Source organism: Mesorhizobium sp. M7A.F.Ca.CA.002.15.2.1 (assembly GCF_003998715.1).
Lineage (GTDB): Bacteria > Pseudomonadota > Alphaproteobacteria > Rhizobiales > Rhizobiaceae > Mesorhizobium > Mesorhizobium ciceri.
This window is the reverse complement of record NZ_RZPI01000026.1, coordinates 1-20,173: the sequence shown is the minus strand read 5'-3', so window position 1 is coordinate 20,173 and position 20,173 is coordinate 1. Positions and strand designations below refer to the sequence as shown.

Annotated in this window: 11 protein-coding genes and 3 pseudogenes; 4 read left to right on the top strand and 10 right to left on the bottom strand. The window is 61.7% G+C overall.

The genetic code is table 11. The features are described from left to right. The 5 genes and pseudogenes from ENZ74_RS03330 to ENZ74_RS03315 all read right to left on the bottom strand — a co-directional run. The coding region (locus ENZ74_RS03330) for a Ulp1 family isopeptidase (RefSeq protein WP_245470931.1) at positions 1 to 3,066 on the bottom strand (3,066 nt) is incomplete at its 3' end. A gap of 833 nt (positions 3,067 to 3,899) precedes the next feature. Beyond that, positions 3,900 to 6,206, bottom strand: a complete 2,307-nt coding sequence (locus tag ENZ74_RS03325; RefSeq protein WP_063169235.1) for a S9 family peptidase — start codon at positions 6,204 to 6,206, stop codon at positions 3,900 to 3,902. A 667-nt stretch (positions 6,207 to 6,873) separates the two neighbouring features. Beyond that, positions 6,874 to 7,105, bottom strand: a pseudogene (locus ENZ74_RS34925) (IS5/IS1182 family transposase); the annotation flags it as partial. Positions 7,106 to 7,191: 86 nt separating this feature from the next. Continuing rightward, a pseudogene (gene fni / locus ENZ74_RS03320) lies at positions 7,192 to 8,236 on the bottom strand (type 2 isopentenyl-diphosphate Delta-isomerase). Between the two features lie 88 nt (positions 8,237 to 8,324). Then, positions 8,325 to 9,218, bottom strand: a pseudogene (locus ENZ74_RS03315) (hypothetical protein); the annotation flags it as partial. Positions 9,219 to 10,120: 902 nt separating this feature from the next. On the opposite strand from ENZ74_RS03315, the gene ENZ74_RS03305 reads away from it, so the two are divergent. The 4 genes from ENZ74_RS03305 to ENZ74_RS03290 are packed head-to-tail and all read left to right on the top strand — an operon-like array spanning position 10,121 to position 13,075. Further along, complete coding sequence (locus tag ENZ74_RS03305) at positions 10,121 to 10,417, top strand: DUF2604 domain-containing protein (protein ID WP_024505654.1); 297 nt, start codon at positions 10,121 to 10,123, stop codon at positions 10,415 to 10,417. Next, a complete protein-coding gene (locus tag ENZ74_RS03300; RefSeq protein WP_024505653.1) occupies positions 10,410 to 11,027 on the top strand; it encodes a putative metal-binding protein in 618 nt (205 codons plus the stop codon). Before ENZ74_RS03305 ends, ENZ74_RS03300 begins: the two co-directional genes overlap by 8 nt. Further along, complete coding sequence (locus tag ENZ74_RS03295) at positions 11,024 to 11,512, top strand: Mov34/MPN/PAD-1 family protein (protein ID WP_024505652.1); 489 nt, start codon at positions 11,024 to 11,026, stop codon at positions 11,510 to 11,512. Before ENZ74_RS03300 ends, ENZ74_RS03295 begins: the two co-directional genes overlap by 4 nt. A gap of 3 nt (positions 11,513 to 11,515) precedes the next feature. Continuing rightward, positions 11,516 to 13,075 carry an E2 ligase fold family C protein gene (locus tag ENZ74_RS03290; RefSeq protein WP_024505651.1) on the top strand — a complete coding sequence of 520 codons (1,560 nt, stop codon included), beginning with the start codon at positions 11,516 to 11,518 and terminating at the stop codon, positions 13,073 to 13,075. A gap of 206 nt (positions 13,076 to 13,281) precedes the next feature. On the opposite strand, the gene ENZ74_RS03285 is transcribed toward ENZ74_RS03290, so the two are convergent. The 5 genes from ENZ74_RS03285 to ENZ74_RS03265 form a co-directional block, all read right to left on the bottom strand. Beyond that, positions 13,282 to 15,750, bottom strand: coding sequence for a S8 family peptidase (locus tag ENZ74_RS03285; RefSeq protein WP_063169237.1), 2,469 nt, complete (start codon positions 15,748 to 15,750; stop codon positions 13,282 to 13,284). A gap of 17 nt (positions 15,751 to 15,767) precedes the next feature. Further along, on the bottom strand, positions 15,768 to 16,754 hold the full coding sequence (locus tag ENZ74_RS03280; protein WP_024505649.1) for an ATP-binding protein: 987 nt from the start codon (positions 16,752 to 16,754) through the stop codon (positions 15,768 to 15,770). Between the two features lie 355 nt (positions 16,755 to 17,109). Then, the gene (rlxS, locus tag ENZ74_RS03275) at positions 17,110 to 19,080 is read right to left on the bottom strand and encodes a relaxase/mobilization nuclease RlxS (RefSeq protein WP_063169238.1); all 1,971 of its coding nucleotides are present in this window, start codon (positions 19,078 to 19,080) and stop codon (positions 17,110 to 17,112) included. Positions 19,081 to 19,258: 178 nt separating this feature from the next. After that, positions 19,259 to 19,942, bottom strand: coding sequence for a lytic transglycosylase domain-containing protein (locus tag ENZ74_RS03270; protein ID WP_024505647.1), 684 nt, complete (start codon positions 19,940 to 19,942; stop codon positions 19,259 to 19,261). After that, the coding region (locus ENZ74_RS03265; protein WP_206522254.1) for a S26 family signal peptidase at positions 19,930 to 20,173 on the bottom strand (244 nt) is incomplete at its 5' end. The genes ENZ74_RS03265 and ENZ74_RS03270, both read right to left, overlap by 13 nt.

Below are 20,173 nucleotides of genomic sequence, written 5' to 3'. Positions count from 1 at the left end.
GACAGGTGGGGAGGCAGGCTCGTCTTCCAACAGTTGCCGCAGTTCCCCTGGCTCGAATGCCATCATCGGTGGGGAGGCGGGTTCATCCTCCAGCAGCTGCCGCGGCTCTTCCTCGTGCGGCAAGCGCCTCCTTAGCCGGTCTTGCAGCGCCTGCCGATCGGCAACGAGGTTGTCGAGGGGCAGCGGCTCGTGGTCTGGCCGCTGCCCTTTCACCAATCGTTCAACCAGCGCCCACGTGCCCTCCAGGACAAATACGCCGCAATCATAATGGTTCGTCTGTCTGGCCATGGGGGCTGGCGCCAAGGTGGCATTCAGCAGTCCTGCGAGCTGTTTTGCAGGCACGTCGTTATATCCCTCTCGCTGGAGGGAGTCGTAGTGATAGGCGAACCGCCTTTCCGGGTCGCGGCGATCAACGAGCAGCAGCGACCAATGGGTGCCGGGGCTAGTAGCCGTGCCATTATTCACTGGCAAGAACAGGAAGTCGGCTGTGGCGTTGTTTTGATTATAGATGGACTGCAATATGCCTCGAGCGTCTTGCGGCGACGTGTGTCGCAGTAGATGGGATACGGAAGGATCCACCAGCCGAGTCCGGGCAGCGAGCGCCGGATTGATCCCCTGCAGTTGCCCCTCCAGCAAATTGTAATCTCTCTGGATATGGGCGTCGCTCAGCCATTCGGCGGCGCCGAGCACCCGCCCCGTTGCAACGTTGGACGGGGCTGTCGGATCGAGCGCCCCGATCTGAGCCCCAGAGGAACTGGTAGTCAGTGTGGTCACATCAACCAGTGGAAGGCCGCGGTAGGTGCCTGGCAGCCTAGCGGTTGCTGGCGAGGCGGGTTGGGGAGCTCTTGCCGGTGCCGCTGGCCCAGCTTCAGCAGCGGCCCCAACGCGCCTGGTGACTGCGTCTGCCGGATGAGCAGAAAGGACAGTTTCGCGCCCGAGCACAATGCGCGGCAGGATATCCCGGAGGTGAGCCAATGCAGAACTGATACTTAGCCTATTACCATAGGAGACAGCCTTGAAGCTCTCAACATCTTTATCCAGCGATTTGTCGTGAATCCGAGCCGCAATCCCAAGCTTGTTATTTTGACGCAGGTACTGACTAAAATGTCTAAGAAAATTTGTATAGCCGCCCACGGTATCTGGATTCCGTCCGGTCGCAGGCGCTGCCAGGTACTCCTTGGTCGAAGCGGCTCTGTAATTTCTAATGAGCTCGGCATCGTCAGGATAGGGGATCACGACAGGGCGAGCCATAATCGGGGCTCCGCCTGTCGACTTCTTGAGGTAACGCAGTGCGCCAGCCACGGTGGAGGAACCACCCGTACTCTCGTACTCCTTGAGATCCTGATCCAGCGACGAATGGTAAAGCCGAGCAGCAAACCCTGGCTTGTTGTTTTGAAGGAGCCACCGACTAAAGCCGAAAAGAGAATTTACATTGTAAGTGACCGTGTTCGCTTTGGCCTTACCCGCGTGGAATGCTGCCCTCAGCCCTTCGATAGCGGTCGCATCGTTGGAATAGACAGGACGCTTGTCGGCACCGTCGGGGACTACAATTGGACGATCCGGCTGCACTGTCGAGGGCATCGACCCACCACCTCCGGGATGCGGTGCTGGGGTGGATTCGTGCTCATCCCTCTGCCTGACGAGCTGCGCCTCACATTCCGGTGTAGCCACCTCATGAGGATCCTGCATCGGTTCGATCCCCTCCATCTCCTGCTGCAACCAAGCCAAAGCTTGGCGAGCGGCCTGCGCGGCTTCATCAACCGCGGAGGATGTCTCCACACCTCTGGCGGACGCCGGCAGAGCCTGCTCCGCCCGCCGTCGAAAGAGCTCTGGCGAGGCGGATTTCTCCGCCCACAATCTGGGCTGCGTAGCGAGTCCCCGTCCAGATTTATGTGGCACCGCCTCGCTTGGCAGCGGGCTGCTCCTGTCCCGTGCAGCTACCAGCTCCTCCGGGGCGCCCTGGTCGCCGTGGCGCCAGTTCAAGTGAGGGACGGCCTCTCCAAAGTCGGGCGCTTGGTGTTGGTGCGCGGTTGGGGCGAGAGACAATGGTAGATCGGTGCCCTCCTTATAACCTACCGGCAGGAGCTCCTCTGGCCAATCGAATCCCTGCTGTGGTGCGGTATGCTGAGCAGCGTCGCCACGGGGACGAGCCTCCATGCTGACCGCGTTTTCCAGATGATTCCCGAGTATAACGCGCGGCGGGTTCTTGCGGAGATAAACCAGCGCAGATTCGATCGGAGCTCCACCATTAGAGGAGGCGGCCTTGTAGCTCTCAACATCTTTATCCAGCGATTTATCGTAAATGCGACCCGCAATTCCGAGCTTGTCATTTTGACGTAGGTAATGACTGAAATGGTTAAGAGCAGTTGCGTAGCCGCTCGCGGATCTGAAATGTCTGGTGAGCGCGGCGTCGTCAGGATGGGGGTTCAGGACAGCGCGACCCACAATCGGGCCGGCTCCGCCCATCGACTTCATCAATTGACGCAGTGCGCCAGCCACGGTGGAGGAACCACCCCTACTCTCGTACTCCTCGAGATCCTGGCTCAGCGACGGATGGTAAAGCCGAGCAGCAAGCCCTGGCTTGTTGTTTTGAAAGAGCCAACGACTAAAGCCGAAAAGAGAATTTGTGCTGCGAGTGACCGTGTCCGGCCTGGCTTTACCCGCAAGGAGTGCTGACTTCAGCCCTTCGATGGCGGTGGCATCGTTGGAATAAACAGGACGCTTGTCGGCACCGTCGGGGACCACAATTGGACGATCCGGCTGCACTGTCGAGGGCATCGACCCGTCGAGATGCGGTGCTGGGGTGTATTCGTGCTCGTCCCCCTGCATCACAAGTTGCGCCTCCCGTTCCGATGTACCCACCTGATCGGTGGGGAGTTGCATCATCACGCGAGCGCCTGAGTTGCCAACCTCACCTGGTTGCCGCTCAGTGACAGCATGCTGCAGATTGCTTTGGATCCTCTGCCTCTTCGTTGGTCTCAACTCACCTTTACCATGCGAGCCATTGACGAGGACCTCCTCGCCTAGCGCACCCATCAACTCGTCCGCCGCCTGCAGTTCGCCCAAGTGCTGCTCAAAACCGGCTTGGCCGGCCTGTCCGCTTGCTCGTGCGGTACGGCGTGCTGCACCTGCAGCCAAGCTGCCACGATGAATGTCTAGTTTGTACGGGTGCACGCTATCCTCACTTCCACAGATCACATGAGCAACCTACTCAGGCAAGCTTTCGAGAGGCTGACGAGGTCCGCCGCCGCGGAAGGCGAAGGCTGGTTTTCTGCTCAGCGGTTGACGGCCTCGCGTGTTGCGGCCGCGCCGGGTATCACGCCAATCAATCTGAATAGTCGATGCGTCAAACGAACCAGGATGGGATTTTCGTAGCGGGGCTGCTCTACTCACTCTTGTCCTGAGGGCAGAATTCAACCATATCGCCGAGCAACTGGATGCCGATTGGATACCCGATCCGGAAAGCTTCAGCTCATATGTGACGCGAGGATGAGAATCGTGGCAGCTCCAGACCGACGGGCTGCCACCCACAGCGGCGATGACCGACGAGGGTCTTCTATTGCCAAGGCAATCGTCCGTTCGGGGACCTATGTGTTCCAATGCTCGTCGAGCGGATCGGTGGGCCGCACCGCCGTAGCGTTACGGCGAGCGGAAGCGGCGTTGGGTGCGGCTTTTCCCCTGAACGCTTCACACCAGGCTGATAGGGGATCTTGCAATCGCACACACGCGGTCTGCAGGCGTGCCTATCAAGCAGTTTGCTCAGACCAACGTCGCGGCGAGCCGATCCTCAATACGCAGCGCAAGTCCTAGACTCCACGATCGTCCTTCGGTGCAGATTTGCTCGCGCCTCGCCCTGATTACAGCTGATAAGGCGAGCTAACAATTGCAAGAGCCACAAGCTATTCCAGCTCGATCGGTTTGGTGTTCCAGTCGGGCGGGGTCTGACCGAGAATGTTGCGAACGAAGAAGTCTAGGAGTTTGCGCTCGGTGTAGGTGCCTAGAGTATGGTGATTGGCACCAGGAACGTAGACCATGTCAAAATCTTTTCCTGCCTTGATGAGTCGATCGGCAAGCTGGAACGAGCAAAACGGATCGACATTATCATCCATTTCGCCGACCGCGATCATCAGCTTGCCCTGCAGCCTGTGAGCATTGTCAACGGCGGAGGATTGCGAATATTCAATGCCGACCGGCCACCCCATCCAAAGTTCGTTCCACCAGGTCTTGTCTATCCTGTTGTCGAAGCAGCCGTTTTTGGCGACGGCGACCTTGTAGAAATCGGGGTGAAAGAGCAGCGCGCTGACTGCACTCTGGCCGCCGGCGGATGCGCCAAAAATGCCGACGTTGGATATGTCGTACCATGGATATTGCGCGGCCGCCGCCTTGTGCCACAGAATGCGATCGGGAAATCCTGCGTCCTTCAGATTCTTCCAAGCAACATCATGGAAGGCGCGGGAGCGGTTGTTGGTGCCCATGCCGTCGATCTGAGCAACGACGAAGCCCAGCTGCGTGAGCGGCTCTGTCCACCGCGAGAAGGATTTTGGGACGAAGGAGCCGTGGGGTCCAGCATAGATATTCTCCACAACCGGGTATTTCTTCGTCGGGTCGAAGTTGGCTGGCAGGTGGAGCACGCCCCAGATGTCAGTTTTGCCGTCGCGCCCCTTGGAATGGAAACTGAGCGGCGGCTGCCAGCCTGCGGCGACGAGCTCAGAAATGTCGGCCGTCTCGATCTGCTGGAGCTTGGCATTGTCGCTGGCGCGGTAGAGTGCCATGCGCGGGGGCAGATCGATGCGTGACCAGAGATCGACATAATAGCGCCTGTCAGGCGAGAACTCGATATGGTGGTTGGCCGGTTCGGGCGTCAGTGCAGTCAGTCCCTTGCCGTCAAAGCCGATGCGGTAAGCATGGACCCAATAGGGGTCCTCCTGCGAGTTCATCCCGCTCGCCTCGAACCAGATCTGACGCTTGACCGGATCGACATGGTTGACCCTCCGGACGACCCACTCACCTCGCGTGATCTGGTTTTCGAGCGCGCCTGTCCGGCCGTTGAAAAGATACAAATGCTCATACCCGTCGCGCTCTGATGCCCAGATGATCTCCTTCCCGTCATCGACATCGTAACGGAAGATTTTTCCGGCATCCTCCTGGCCATGCCCCAGCGGCAAATAATCAACGAATGTCTCGCTGGTCTCATCGATCAGGGAGCGCCCGCGGCCCGAGGCGGCGTCTACCTCGACCAGGCGATAAAGCTGATGCCCGCGCTGGTTATATTCGAAAGTGAAGCCGCGGCTGTCCGCCCACCACCGGAGAGGGGAAAGTTCGAAGACGTTCGAGAAGAGGGCACCGTCAATCACGATCTGGCGCCGGCCGGCAATGTCGAACAGGACTGGCTGGGGCAGCGGAAGGACATCGCCCGGCCTGGGATAGAATTTTGTTGAATATTCCCGCTCCAACTGGTCCGTCGAAGAATTGAGGTAGCGGACCTCTCGCCTATAGCCGGGGCGAACAAGGTAAGCGGCGAGGTGGCGCGAGTCCGGCGACCAGCTCAGCGTCGAAAAGACGTAGCAATTGCCTTCGGCTCCGTCCCGGCTCAGAGGAACATCCTGCAATCCGTCCTCGCTGCGCAGGAAAACGTTGCAGTTCTTGATATAGGCGATCCATTTGCCGTCGGGCGACGCGTTGCTCTTGTCGGGGTTGTTCTCCGCTGGCGGCGTGTAGCGGTGGCTGAGCTCCCTACGGTCCCCTTTCCTTGCATCGAATGTGGTGCTGGTACAGTCATAGCTTGCAAGGTCGCAGCTCCACCGGGTGTCTTCAATCTGGAAGTCGAGCCTGCGACCATCCTCACTCAGTTCGAAACGGTCGAACGGAAGATTGCCGGCTTGATAGCTCTCATGGCTCACCTTGTTTAGCGCTGCCGCCAGACGCGCCTGATCGAAAGCGGGCCGCTTGAAACCCGTGGCAGCATCGACCTGCATGAACTGCTGCTCGCCGTGGCTAGTCCGGCGGTAGACGAAGGCTTCACCCCCGGTCAGCCAGAAAGGCATTTTGGGGACATTGACAGTGAGCCCGCCATATCGATCGTTGATCGTAAGTGCGCGCTTGAAATCGGCCGGCGCTAGCGTCGGGTGTAAACTTTTCGAACCCTTGGCCAGCGTCTGAGTTGCCGATCGCCATGCGGCGCGCGTCAAAGCGCCGATCCTGGACATACCTGTTCACTTCTTTCGGTTTTCGGAATGCTAATTTTGAAGTTGGGTTCTCGTCGCCGGTCTGCAGCAGCGCCGAAGCGTCGCCTTGGAGGAGAGCCAGCACGCGGGTGCAGCCAGGCACGCGCAACAGGGGCGCTCCTTGGACATCCAGGCACTGGTTCGGGTGCCGATTGAAGAGTTGGCGTCCGCCGCCGAAACAACCAGGAAAGAGCGTCCATGCAGCCCTGACGCGACTATTTCCCCGCGAGTATGGCCGCTTGCTTTTCTGCATCATCTGAAAGGTCCTGCTCTAGTCGGGCCGGATGTCACCCCGGCAGAAATCATTGTGCTATTTCGACAATCTCCGAGCGATTGCCGCCGGCCCATGACGAGGTTTACCGATAGGGCGCAATATGCGTGCCAAAGGAAAAGCGGTTTAAATACACGGCAATCCGCCTATGTCGCATCCCCAACATCGTCGCACACCGGACAATGCCGGACGAAATTGTCCCGGGGCGTCAAATTGGTTTGATGGTGACCCAAGGAGTTCTGGCTTTATCTGAGGCGTTCGGCCTTTTTCGAAAGCCGGACTCTTCGCGCGTTTCCGACGGCCCGAAGCGCCTGATCAAAGCTGACGGCATTCCCGGGTCTTGGCCTTGCCACAGCAGCACCTGCTGCATCAATTCCGACGGACGCTGTAGAACACCTGCAACACACGGCCCGCAGCAATTTCTCCGGCGCAACGCTGGGGCGACCGCCTTTGGCACTGCAGGCGTACATGCCGGAAAGGATGCCGTCTAGCCGCACCAGCGCTCCATTGATCATCAGCCGGTGCGGGCACCAGGATGACCGGCTGGAACGAAATCTTCCAACCGCTTCATCGTGAACAGCTGCTCCATGAACACATCGCTCCCGTCAATCGAGCCGTCTCGCCAGGGGGATCAATAGTCTGTCTTTGGCGTAGGTATTTCAGCAGCCTGCTGTTAGCGTGCGGACGACGCCGACATCAACCGGCGGACAAATGCGACGAGGGCAACAAGCGCGCCTGACGCAACGCCGCCAGATCAGCCGAGCCCGTGCAGAAGCAGGCGACGGCCAACTGGCGGATGACGATCTCGAAATGCGCGACAACGGCCCCGGTGGACACTGTCGCCGCGCCCAGCACGCTGGCCGCCTGCCCGGCGATGTCCGCGCCCAGGCGGATGGCCTTGGCCACGTCGACGCCATCGCGGATCCCGCCCGACGCGATCAGCTTCACCGTTGGCAGCGCCCGACGCACCGCCTGCACGCTGGTCAGGGTGGAATCCCCCAATCGGCGAATGACATCGCCACTGCACGGTCGGCGGCATTGCGGGCGCGCTCGCCCTCCACTGCGGCCCAACTGGTGCCGCCGGCGCCGGCGACATCGATTACCGCCACGCCCGCCTCGACGAGCGCACAGGCACCGAGGCGGACAGGCCCGCCCCCACTTCCTTGGCCACCATCGGCACGCCCACGATGCGCGCGGCGCCAGCGATCAGCGCCAGGACGCCGCGCCAGTTCGCGGTCGCCCTCCGGCTGTACCGCTTCCTGCAGCGGATTGAGATGGACGATGAGCCCATCGGCCTCCAGCGCGTCCACCGCGCGACGCGCCAGGTCCAGGCCGTCGGCCTCCCGCAGTTGCGCGGCGCCGATATTGGCCAGCAAGGGAATGTCTGGCGCCAGGCGGCGCAGCGCGCGCGTTAGCCCCTGGGAGTTGCGGGATTGCAGGCTCACACGCTGCGAACCGCACATGGCGATCCCCAAGGCTTGCGCTGCCTCGCTCAAATGCCGGTTGATGGCCTCGGCCCGTGGCATGCCGCCGGCCATAGAGCTGATCAGCAGCGGCGCGCGCATAGCCTTGCCCAGCAGCGAGGCGCGCAGGTCGATCTGCGTCAGGTCCAACTCGGGCAGTGCGCAGTGTTCGAGATGGATGTACTCCCAGCCAGCGGCCACCGTGGCCGGCGCCGTTCGCCGATCCAGCACGATGTCCAGATGTTCGTCCTTCCCCGGCTCAGGGCGGTGTCGCTCATGCTCGCTCCATCCGTAGCAGCGGGCGACGGCGTTGCGTCGGATCGAACCGACGGCAGCGCGCCCAAGCCGCCGCCTCCGGCGCGTCCAGGCCGACGCACGCTGGCCTCCCCCTGCAGCGTCGCTGCGATAGCGGCTGGTCGAAGTCTGGTAGTACTGCGCGCGGATCGCCGCCATCGCCTCGATCAACGGTCCCCACGGCGCGGGAAAGCATTCTTCCGCCATCACCCGGTGCAGCATGCGCGTATGGCCGGCCAACTCGTCGTTGAGGAACTCAACCACAGGCATAGCCGGATAGCGCTGCAGAAGCAGGATCGCCGCGTTATCGCCGGCCGACCTGTCCTTGTCGCGTCCATGCAGATCGTTCTGCAGGCGCCCTATCACTGAGATGAGCCGCAGGACCTGGCGAAACGCTGGACGCGCGCGCAAGGTCGCCATGTCCAGCCCCCACAGCAGCGACAGGCAACAGAACACGGTCCCGTAAGCGATCGAATCGATGCCGTTGTGCAGGTACTCGGCGTAAGACCAGCGTCGCGCCCCTGCCGCCTGCGCGTGTCCGGCGCGCAGCGCCGCGCAGTAGCACCGGGTATAGTCGAGAAGCCGAGCATAGTCGTGACGATCGTAAGCGAGCGCAGCCAGCGAAGCGCGCAGCTGAGCGCAGCCCTCGAATCCGGAGAGCACGCACGGTACGCCGTGCCCCAGCGCCTGCTCCAGGGCGGCGAGCTGCTCCGGCGCGATCAGGCCAACGTCGTTGCAATCGTCTAGCCAGAACAGCAGCGCCAGTTCGCGATAGAACGCCACGATCAGCGTTTCGTCCTGCGGATCGCGGCCGGTGCGGGCGCTGGTGTCGCGCAGGCTCGGGTGAATGCGTTGCAGGATATACTGGCCGCCCCTTACCGCTTCCTCAGCATGCTCATCCGCGAAACCGGTCAGGGCACGCCCCCACTCAAGCACCTGCTGCAGCGCGCGTTCGGTCTGGATCATGGCGCCGCCCCTGCTCCCTCGGCTACGACGCGCCGCCCACAACGAAGCGCCAGCCACAACCCGGCGAGACCGCATCTCCGCGCCATAACGGCGATCGCGAAGTTATCGATCCGATTGCCAGTTGCTGATGCAAGCTCTTGTGAACGGCCGTTAGGACCGGCCCGCAGCCTCGCCGGCAGTATCGAGCAATCCGCTTGCGCCGGCTCGCCATAGCAGGCGAGGACGGCAAGGTCGCCGGCGGCAAACGCACGCGAGCACATTGCAAGCGACATCCGCGAACGCGGCGCCGACTGGTCAGCCTCCGCCTCGGTGCCCGCATATGTCCGCGAGTCGAGCAGCGCCTTCGCCACGAAATGAGCAGAACGCCTTACGAGCATCGACCGCCGGCTGCTGCGCATGCGCGATGATGAGGCATGGTCTCGCAGCGGACCCGTTCCGACAGATGCTGCACCAGGGACGAGGCGACCTTATCCAACAAGGCACCACTTGCGCTGTTTGTGGAGACGAGCGTCGGCTGCATCCATGCGGCTGCTTGAGTGGTGAAGACTCTGAACGACGGTTCCTACGGCGCTGCCGGCGCAATCGGCTGCTTGGGGGACGCGTGACGCAGTCAAAGCTCCCCTTGCCAAGCACGGAGCAGGCGAGTGAGAGAGCAGATGAATAGGCGTGTCGCCAATATTTTTGCATTGCTCTAATCGATTATAGTTGTGAGGAGCAATTTGAGACCATTTACTTGCGGCTCAAGTCACCCATAAAAGAAGGCAAGCACCGATTCGGTAGCTTATCCCCTGTCTTTCGCGTACTCGCGGCCGTGGCGCCGGGTGAACGATTGAAGACCGCCGGTCTCACTCGCAGGTGGGCGCCAGGGCGTGGGGCGGTTGGCAAGCCACAGGAGTAGGACAATGTCGAAGGATTCGGGTAAGGGCGATAATCACGGCGGCGGACCGGGCAAGATCGAGATCACGGTGGTGGTGAACGGCCAGCCCACGCAGGTCGAAGCCAATCCCAACCAGCCGCTTCACGTCATTCGTACCAAAGCCCTTGAGAACACGCAGAATGTCGCCCAACCAGCCGAGAATTGGGAATTCAAGGATGAGGCCGGCAACTTGCTCGATGTCGACAAGAAGCTTGGCGACTTCGGTTTCCCGAATACTGTGACCCTGTTCCTCAGCCTGAAGGCGGGCGTCGCAGGTGCCTAAACACCAAAGTGTGGATCCGGAGGTCTCCCGAGCGAAGTTTGATCGGGAGATCGGCCGGTTCCGGCCATATGCTGATGTCTATCGGGCTCAGGGCTGCTTCTTGATCGAGGCGACCTTTCCGCGCGCTTTCTTCATTTTCGCCAGCCCCAAGTTAAAGCCACGGGTGGTCAGCGCAGCGAGCGAGGTCGACTTCACCGACTACGACTTAAGACCACCGTCCGTGGTCTTCGTCGATCCGTTTACGCGTCATCCGATTGCCCGGAAAGATCTATACCTGAAAATGCTTAGACGTCCGCCGCTGCCCGGAACGCCGCCGGAGATGATAGGAGCTCTCATCCAGCAGAACGCCGTGCCGCTGACGGACTTCATCCAGGCCAACAGTCCCGAGGACGAACCATTCCTGTGCATGGCGGGCGTCCGGGAATACCACGACAATCCAGCCCATTCAGGTGATCCATGGCTGCTTCATCGGGGTTCTGGCGAAGGCTGTTTGGCCTTCATCCTGGACAAGATCATCAAGTACGGAATCGTTCCTATAGAGCAGTTGCAGATTCAACTCCAACCGACAATCGTAGGAATGGTGGTATCCCCTCAGGCGATACAAGAATGACTGGTTTGAGAGATGTAACGATCGTGACTCTCCCGCGCGGCTGCATCTCGACCACGCATGGGCATCTGCGCTCAGTTGGTCGCGAGGGCAATGAGGGGATGGCGCTCTGGGTCGGCGTTCAGCAAGAGCGGCACTTTGCCGTAACAGAGACGGTTATCCCGGCGCAGCGTCACATTCGGACAAACGATGGCGTTTGCGTGATCGTTGCGGCCGAAGAACTGCACCGGCTCAATGTCTGGCTCTACAAAAGCGGCCTGAAACTCTTGGCCCAGATTCACAGCCATCCGGGCCGCGCCTACCATTCGACGACGGACGACGCTTATGCGGTTGCTACCACGGTTGGGTGTCTGTCGCTGGTAGTGCCGAATTTCGCCCGCGAGCCTTTCGATTTTGCTCGGGTCGCCGCCTATCGGCTTGACGAAAAGGCCAAATGGAATGCGCTCCCTCCCGCGGCACTGTCGCGAATGATCATGATATCGAGTTGAACAATGGCATTCGCTAACTTCATCGATCGCGCCGCCACGGCGGCATCTCAGGTCCTGGCCGATTTTCATCTGGGAGACTTCAAAGCAGCTCTTGAAAAGCAGGTCGTGGCAGTCGCCTTCGACCATCAGGCCGCTTCCTGCGCCGAAGGCCAGGCGACACTAGATCTTGCGGTGAGATTGCTCGCTAGGCTCTACCCGGTTCTGGCGATACTCCCGCTGGACAGCGCGGCGAGCTCTCAAGCCCAAGCGCTGGAGCGCTTGGCAAAGTCGATCAATCCAAAAGTCGGCATCCGGCGTTCCGGCAAGTCTGCCACCGTCTGCGTCGTTGCAGGGGTAACGCGCCCATCACTCCGGTGCCCGATCTTTTTCGTGGGATCGGACGGTTGGGCGGCAAAGCTGTCGCGTACGGACCCGGTGGGCTCTGGCCCAAGTCTGCTGCCTTATGGAGCTGGCGCCGCCAGTTGCTTCGGCGCCGCCAACGTCTTTCGAACTATCTTCGCTGCCCAGTTGACCGGCGCCGAGTTGGACGAAACCATCGACCTCTCGCTATGCAGCTACGACAAGACCAAAGCCGGAGAGCCTGGCCCGATCGACTTCCCAGTCGACCTTGGCGAAACCCACCTCGTTGGGCTCGGTGCGATAGGCCATGGCTCGCTTTGGGCGCTAGCGAGACAACCCGATCTCAAAGGTCGTCTGCATGTAATCGATCACGAAGCGATCGAACTCTCAAACCTGCAGCGCTACGCATTGGCTGGCCAGGCGGAGATTGGTATGTCCAAAGCGGTTCTTGCAGCCACCGCCCTTAGATCGACTGCCCTTGAGGTCGAGGCGCACCCTCTGACGTGGGCAGAATATGTTGCGCGCCGGGGCAATTGGGTCTTCGACCAAGTGGGTGTGGCGCTTGACACCGCCGCCGACCGTCTGGCTGTCCAAGGTGCACTGCCGCGATGGATCGCAAACGCTTGGACGCAGGAGCACGATCTCGGTATCTCCCGGCATGGTTTCGATGACGGCCAGGCTTGCCTTTGTTGCATGTACCTGCCATCCGGAAAATCCAAGGACGAGCACCAGCTGATTGCCGAGGAACTCGGAATACCGGAAGCACACGAGCAGGTGAAAACGCTCCTGCAGACCAATGCCGGAGTTCCCAACGACTTTGTAGTTCGCGTGGCTACAGCGATGGCTGTGCCGTTTGAACCGCTAGCCCCGTTTGTCGGCCAGCCCCTGCGCTCCTTTTATCAGCAGGCTATCTGCGGCGGTCTGGTGTTCCAGCTTAGCGAAGGAAGTCGCCGCGTTCGAACTGTGGTTCCGATGGCCTTTCAGTCGGTGCTTGCCGGGATTATGCTTGCCGCGGATTTGGTCAAACATAGTGCGGGGTTTCCCATGAGCCCGACGACGAGCACTCGGGTGAATCTTCTGCGCCCCCTTGGCTCTCACTTGCACGATCCGAAGGCCAAGGACTCCAGCGGCCGCTGCATCTGTAGCGACGACGATTTCATTGCCGCTTACAGGCGCAAATACGGCGAGCGCGTTGATCAGGTAAGCGATGTCTCGGCCGCCTAAACAGACGCGCACCTCTCCGTAGACGCAGGGGGCGCGGCTTGTGGGCGTGACCATGGGCGCCATTATCACACGCTTGGCCCGCTCCTTTGCCGGCCTATCGTCCTCCGCGCATGATCCCTGTTGCCGACGTGATGATCCAGCACCAGCCGCCATGGCACCAGAGGCTGGTCAAACCTCCGTTGTTGGCCGATTTGGACAGTGCTGCATCAGGTCTCGACCGACGTCTCGACAGTCAGGGCTGCTTCGACGGGTGTGAAGATGTCAACATCGACCCCAGGCGCCCGCATCGTCACAATCAGGGCGTACCGAGCCAGAGCGTCGACGCGTTCCAGGTAAGGCTTCTCCTTCCACCAGCCCCCGACCGGGAACACGCCGATCGCATCACGCTCGGCGAGATCGGCGGCGCTGCCCGACCAGAAATCGGCGTGCAACGAGCCGCGATCGCGGAAGGTGCCGAGCAGCCACTCTTCTCCGCCTCCAGCAGGCGCCCCTTCCTCCTCGTCCCGAGCGGCCTGATTGATGCGGGCTCGGAATTCGTCGACTGTCTCGGTCGCTGACTTTACTCTGAACCGAAGACCATGGGACGCGTAACGATGCCGGCGGGTCCATCCGCGTTCACCGGGGTTGGGTTCGATGAAATAGGACAGCGTGACGCGGAGCTCGACCTGGGCAGCGCCGAGCGCCGCGAGCTGCTCCTTCGGCCAAGGCAGGCGATGCAGCTTCATGTCACGCGTTTTGGCAGCCGCGCCGCCCTCGCGCTGGAAAGGCTGAAGCTCATCTTCAACGATAAGCGTGAGGTCGTTCACCGTTGACAGAAGCGCGCGCCCAAGATCTGGCACGCCGTAACCATAGCGCCGCACGAGCGCCTGGATCTCGCCCTTCGCTCCGTTGCACGCATCGATGCGTGCGCGCATCGCCGGAGTCCATTCGGCCGAGTGGACGATCAGGGCGCGAACCGTTTCAGGCCACAGCTCGGGGCGCGCTGATAGAATTAGTCCCGCCATCCGTGCGGCATGGGCCGTTGCCGCGCTCGTATCTCCGAGGGTGGTGAAGTGGCGCAGTTCGGGTCGATAGAAAGTGGTCAATATCTGCAGATCGTCGATCGGCTCGCCAGGCAACACACCGTCATGGGCGAGATTGCCGCCTTCGAAGACGACCTCGGGCTTCACCGGCCACTGCCTGTCCCAAACGACCGAAGTGCGACTGCGCGGCGAGAGCTCGCCGACCGGCGCGATCGGAGCGTAGCCCGCAAAGTCGGTGTCAATGATATCGACCTTTTCTGTGAAAGCGCCGACCGTCAGCGCATTCCAGGCCTGAGAAGGATCATCGACTGCTTCCAGATCGTTGCGCGTCAAATGCTCGGCCGGCATGAGGTCATCGCCGATGTTGCCGGCAGAGAGAACGATCAAGCGTCGCTGCTCCTCTTCGAAACAGAGTTGGTCGATAGCGGCAGACCACGATGTGGGCCTTCCACGCGCCGGACTGGCGCTTGTCACAGCCATTGCGATCGCGCGGCGGCGCTCCGGCGCCTGCACCTCGGCGCGGGCGATCGCTTCCGCGGTGATCGAGCCATAGAGTTCTGGATCGTTTGCCTCGTCTTCTGGCGGAAGGATACGGACACTCTCCAGCCGAAAGGGCAATGGAACTGGATCGCCTCCGACCAGGAGCGGGACCAGATCACCGTACAGGCCGACACCTGCCATTCGCGTCCCGTGGCCGCTCCACGCAGGTGTGTCGTCGCTGCCCCATGCCGGTTTGACGGTGTGCCAGTCTTCAACGGCAAGTGCGGGTTCGATCAACGGGTGGGTGCGACGTACGCCGCTGTCGAGAATGCAGACCGCAATATCGGATTGAGGCGGTCTGACGCGCCCGAGAAGCTCGTCGCTCCAGTCCCTTTGCTCCGCGCCGCCAAGGCCCATGAAGAAGGACGGCGTATCCTTCGCGCGCCGCAGCTCGGCGACGACATCGCTGTGCGCAATCATGCGGTCGAGCATTGCCGTGCTGGCGAGTGCCAGCATGACCACCCGCTCCGGAAACCTGACCGCATGCGTGCGCAAAGTGATGTTCAGGGCTTCGGCAATGTGCTCGAAGTTCTCGCGGCGACCGTCGCGCAGCCAGACTTCCCACCACACCTGCTCGTCAGCGGCCTGGGGGAAGAGGTCGTCGTGGTCGGTAAACAACGATCGTGCAGTCGCCAGCCTGACTGTCTCCATGCGGGAGACGAGCGGCTCGTTGCGCGGTCTGCCGCGGTCAGTGTCAACGTCTCGATACGCCTCGACTTTCCGCAAATAATAGGCTTGCGCGCTTTGCGGCAGGAACACCGACGCTGTGATGGGAGCACCGGGTTGAGTTGGCTCATGGACGGCGACCAGCTCCATGTGCTGGCGACGATCGGCCAACTGGTCGAGGGCCGCCCGTCCGGACATGGGCAGATCGATCTCGAGGTAAAAGCCAGGCGTGCCGACCGACAGCTGGGGGTCACGCGCCGCAATCTGCTGGCGTGCACTTTCGACCGCTTGTTCGATGGATTGCGTCAAGGCCGCAGCATGCGACGCCCGATCACGCGCCGGCAGCGGCGGTGCATGTATAAGTTGGTTGGGCCGCCGATAGGCTTCCCGAATGCCGTTGTTGCGAAGGTGGATATGGGCGCGGTCGCGCGGAAAATCGTCTGCCATTATGATCTGTGCTGTCGCTACTCAGACAGCGAAGCCTGCCGGCGTTCCTTCAGAGCGTCGATGAGCGCTTCCGAGGTGATCCGCTTCCCCCCCCGCAATATGATGGTTTTTGCAGCGTCGTCGGCCGCGCGGGTGATCTCGGCCTGCGACAGTCTCTCTGCCTGAGAGATCGCCTCGTTCCAGGCAAGCCCTCTGGTGTCGAAGCGGTCGAGTCGAGCCCGAAGCAGCGCCTCGATAATCGGCCGATCGGGCACGGCGTATTCGATGACATCGTCGAAACGGCGGAACAAAGCTCTGTCGAGCAGCTCGGGATGATTTGTTGCCGCAATAATCAGGCTGTGGCTGTCGTCTTGCTCGAGAAACTGCAGAAACGAATTCAGCACGCGCCGAATCTCGCCAACATCCTGGCGTTCGCCTCGACGCGCGCCGATGGCATCGAATTCGTCAAAGAAGTAGACGCCCCGCGTCGCCTGCATTGCATCAAAAACAAGCCGCAGCTTTCCGGCAGTCTCTCCCATGAACTTGGTGATCAAACCATCGAGGACGATCATGAAAAGGGGCAGATGAAGCTCCCCGGCCAATGCCGATGCGGTCATCGTCTTGCCTGATCCTGGCGGGCCGACCAGAAGCAGTTTGCGACGGGGAACAAGCCCGTGCTCGCGCAAGCTTGCTTGTTGGCGCTGCTCTCCCAGCACGCGGTGCAGGCGCGAGCGCAGACTGTCCGGCAAAATCATGTCCGTCAGTCGCAGGTCCGGATAGCGCACATGCAGGAGGCCTGCGAGTTCGCCCTTTGGCTGAAAAAGGGGAACCGGCCGACTGCTCTTGGCAATCCGGGCGTCCCTGCTCTTGGCTGCGTCGACCAGATCCTTGAGCTCCTGAGCAAGCTTGCCATGGCCTTGACGTGCCTCATGCGCAGCAAGCTGCATCGCGATAGAGAGGAAACGATCCTCGTCGCCGGCAATGTGGCTTTTAAGCAGCGTCACGATATGGCGGGCCGTGGTCATGGCTCTCTTCTGGGGTATCCGTTTACTTGGCGAAGCGCATGCAACCTAAACGCTTTCAACGGCGATTTGTAACGCGCAATGGTGTTTTTTCTCTTGTCGATGTTCGCCCGTGGCAACTTCAGCGGTGAACTGTTGCGCCGCGGTCATAGGCCAGCCGGAATAACGCCGGCCAGCAGACAACAGTCCGCATCTTCGAGCGCTCGAAGTCTGGCCACTCACGCAGCGTGTCGGGTCCGAACGCTCCAAAGCCGCCCCGCCTGGCAGGTCCATGCGACCGATTGCGGGCGTGCGGCCATAAGGTCTACGCGGGCTCGCATGGCTGCCCGCGCCGCTGGCTAAAAAGCTGTACACCATCTCACGAAACACCAGGTCCGCTCCTTTGCCGGCCGACGGTCCATGAAATCCCCTCCCCACTCACGACACCGGAGACCTCCTTGCCCACATGGCGCTCAAGCACCGGCCGCCATGGCACCAGCGTGAACTCGCGCGACTTTTCAACGACGGCATATTTTCCGCTGGCAAGCTCGACGGAGCGGCGGAGCGTACCCTCTACTCGTCCTCCGAATCGCGCTTCGGCATAGGGCAGGCCAAGTTCCTCCGACAGTTGGCCAGCAACACGGTTCAGTTCTCGCTGGCGCAGGATCGAAAGCATGTTGGCTCGATAGACGATCCCATCCTGTTCTTTATGCGCGAGGCCTTGCGCGATCAGCCACTGCCGCCGGCGAGCTTGCGCCTCTCTCACGTCGCGGCCGAAGCCGGATCCGTGCAAAGGCTCGGGTCTATCGGCAACCAGCTCCCGGTCGAGCCAGGTGGCGCCGTTGAAGCTGACCTGTCGCTCCAGCGCCATTGAGGAGAGCTTGTCGGCAACGACAGGCTCGGCCCTGGCCCGCTGGCCCTCATAATTCGCGACGCGATCGAGATGGTCCGGCGCGATGAGCCAGGTGCCGTTCGGCTCTCGCTCAACGCCGCCGGTCGCGCGGCGGATCGCCTCCAGCCGCCGCACATGCGTTCGCGCAAAGCTCTCGGTGGCGGATGGGTCATGCTTCAGGTGCATATCGACGTCGTAACGGCCGCCATGCGCGGCGGCGATTTCGGCGATGGTACGATCGACCTGCCTCGGCTCGGTGTTCCTTGGCGCGACACGCACGATGCAGCCATTAGGCATCGTTTCCATCGCCTCGCCTCTACCGATGTTGATCCAATGGCTCTTACCGTCGACGGCGTCGACGATCATGTAATGGCGGTCATTGATCTCGTCGGCCAGTCCACGCGCGACAACGCGACCGACGAGAGACTGGACGGGCTCGCCGGATCGATCGTGGATCACCCAGTCGGCGGCCCTGCGGGCAAGCCCCTTGCCGGTCAGTTCGCGGTGCATGGTCTTGATGATGTCGCCGCGTTCGCCGGTGCGGCGCAGCGTGGCTTCGAGCTCATCGTCGAGGCGCCAGGAGCCAGCGCCGACCTCCGCGGCCAGACCCATCCGCTCGAGCTTGCGCAGCCGTCCCTGGTGCAGCGTCTGGCGAATGGCGTCGGGACCGCCCGGCGAGACCAGGCCGTCATCATCACGCATGCTGAGCAGCCGACGGTCGATGCTGGTGAAGCGTTCCTGCTCCATTTCCCGGCGCAGGCGAAGCTCAATCTCGCGGTCGGTTCGCGGACCGAGATCGAGGCTGACCAGCTCGGCCGCCCGCTCGCGGATGCCAGATGAGATATATTCGCGCGCGATGACCAGGTTCTCGCCACGGTCGTCCCTGCCACGGACGATGATGTGGCTGTGCGGGTGGCCGGTGTTGAAATGATCGACCGCGACCCAGTCGAGCTTCGTGCCGAGGTCTTCCTGCATCTGCGCCATGAGCCGCCGCGTCAGCGCCTTGAGGTCGTCGTACTCGATGCCGTCTTCGGCAGCGACGATGAAGCGGAACTGATGGCGGTCGCCGTCCGCGCGATCGATGAACGCCTTGCCGTCGACGCGGCCGCTGTCGGCGCCGTAGAGCTCGCCAGGTTCACCTTCGCGGGTGACCCCGTCGCGCTGAAGATAGCGTAGATGGGCACGCGCCCCGTCCGCGCCCTTGCCGGCGAGCTTGACGACCCGCGCCTTGACGATCACCCGGCGCTGGCGGAAGGCGGCATACCGGTCGCGCGATTTCAGCAGTGCGGCGGCCGCCCCGCCGCGCCCTGTCCGGCTTCCTGTGAAGCGACCACCGCGTTGCGGCCGGCCGCCAGCCCGGTTGATCGCCGCACGAACCTGGCCGGCATAGCGTTTGCCGGCCTTCGAGCCGCGCGACCCGATTTTGCCGAGCTTCGGCCTGAACTCGTCATCCTTAATGCGAGCCTCCCAGACATATCAAGCAAAATCAGACACTTACACGTCAAACCCTCTTGGCACCGGCGGCAGCCTCCCGGAAAAACGATGTGCAGACAAAGATTTAACCGCCTCCTGGAGGCGGTACCTTTATCTTGCCTTCCGCGCCCAGCCCCGCCAGACGCGCCCCCGTCCGCCATGGCTAACGCACCGGCTCCTTCGGCTGCGCGCCGTCCTTGCCGAGCGGCACGAAGAGATCGCCGTTTCGCACGCCTGAGTGAACACCGTCATGAATGAAGAACAGCGACCGTCCGAGAGGAGCGATTTGCGCCTTTGGAGCGACAGATTGGCTTTCGAACGCCTCGATGTCGGCCGCCGAAACTCCGGCCGCCTTGAGTTGGTCGAGGTACTCGACGGTCTCTTCTGGCAGCGGTTTGCCACGCTTCAAATGCTCGTCGTAGCGCTCGGGACCGGCATTGTAGGCGCCAAACAGGCCAGGAAATCCGAAGCGGTCATACATGGCACTGAGATAGGCCGTGCCGGCCAGGATATTGTCGCGCGGATCGTGGGGGTTAGGCCCAAGGCCGTGTTCGACCCGCATCTCTTCATAGGTGCCGGGCATCACCTGCATGAGGCCCATGGCGCCAGCGGGGGAGGTGATGGGGCGGCCGCCGCGCATTGTCTTGCCGCCGCTTTCGGCAGCCATGACGGCATAGATCCAGGCTTGGGGAATATGGAAGCGCCGGCTTGCTTCCGATACCAACGTCTGCCACTTTCGCAGCTGCGGACTTTGGGAGATGGCGACCGGCTCAGCGCCGGTCGAGGCGGAACAGGCGCATGGCGCAATGGCGATCATGCCCAACAAGAGGAGGGTCACTCGGTCCATAGTGGTACGAGCCTCCCGATGACATTTTGAGTGGGAACAGGCCCGAAATAGCGGCTGTCGAAGGAGCGGTTTTTGTCGCTGCCGAGCAGGAAAACCTCGTTATCCCCGAGCGCTCGGCAGCCGTTCCACCATGGCAAAGGTCGGCCTTCGGCGTCGATTTTGAGCCGGCGCGCGACGATGTCGCCGCCGATGATGATGGCGTCATTGAAGGCGCAGACATTATCGTCCGGC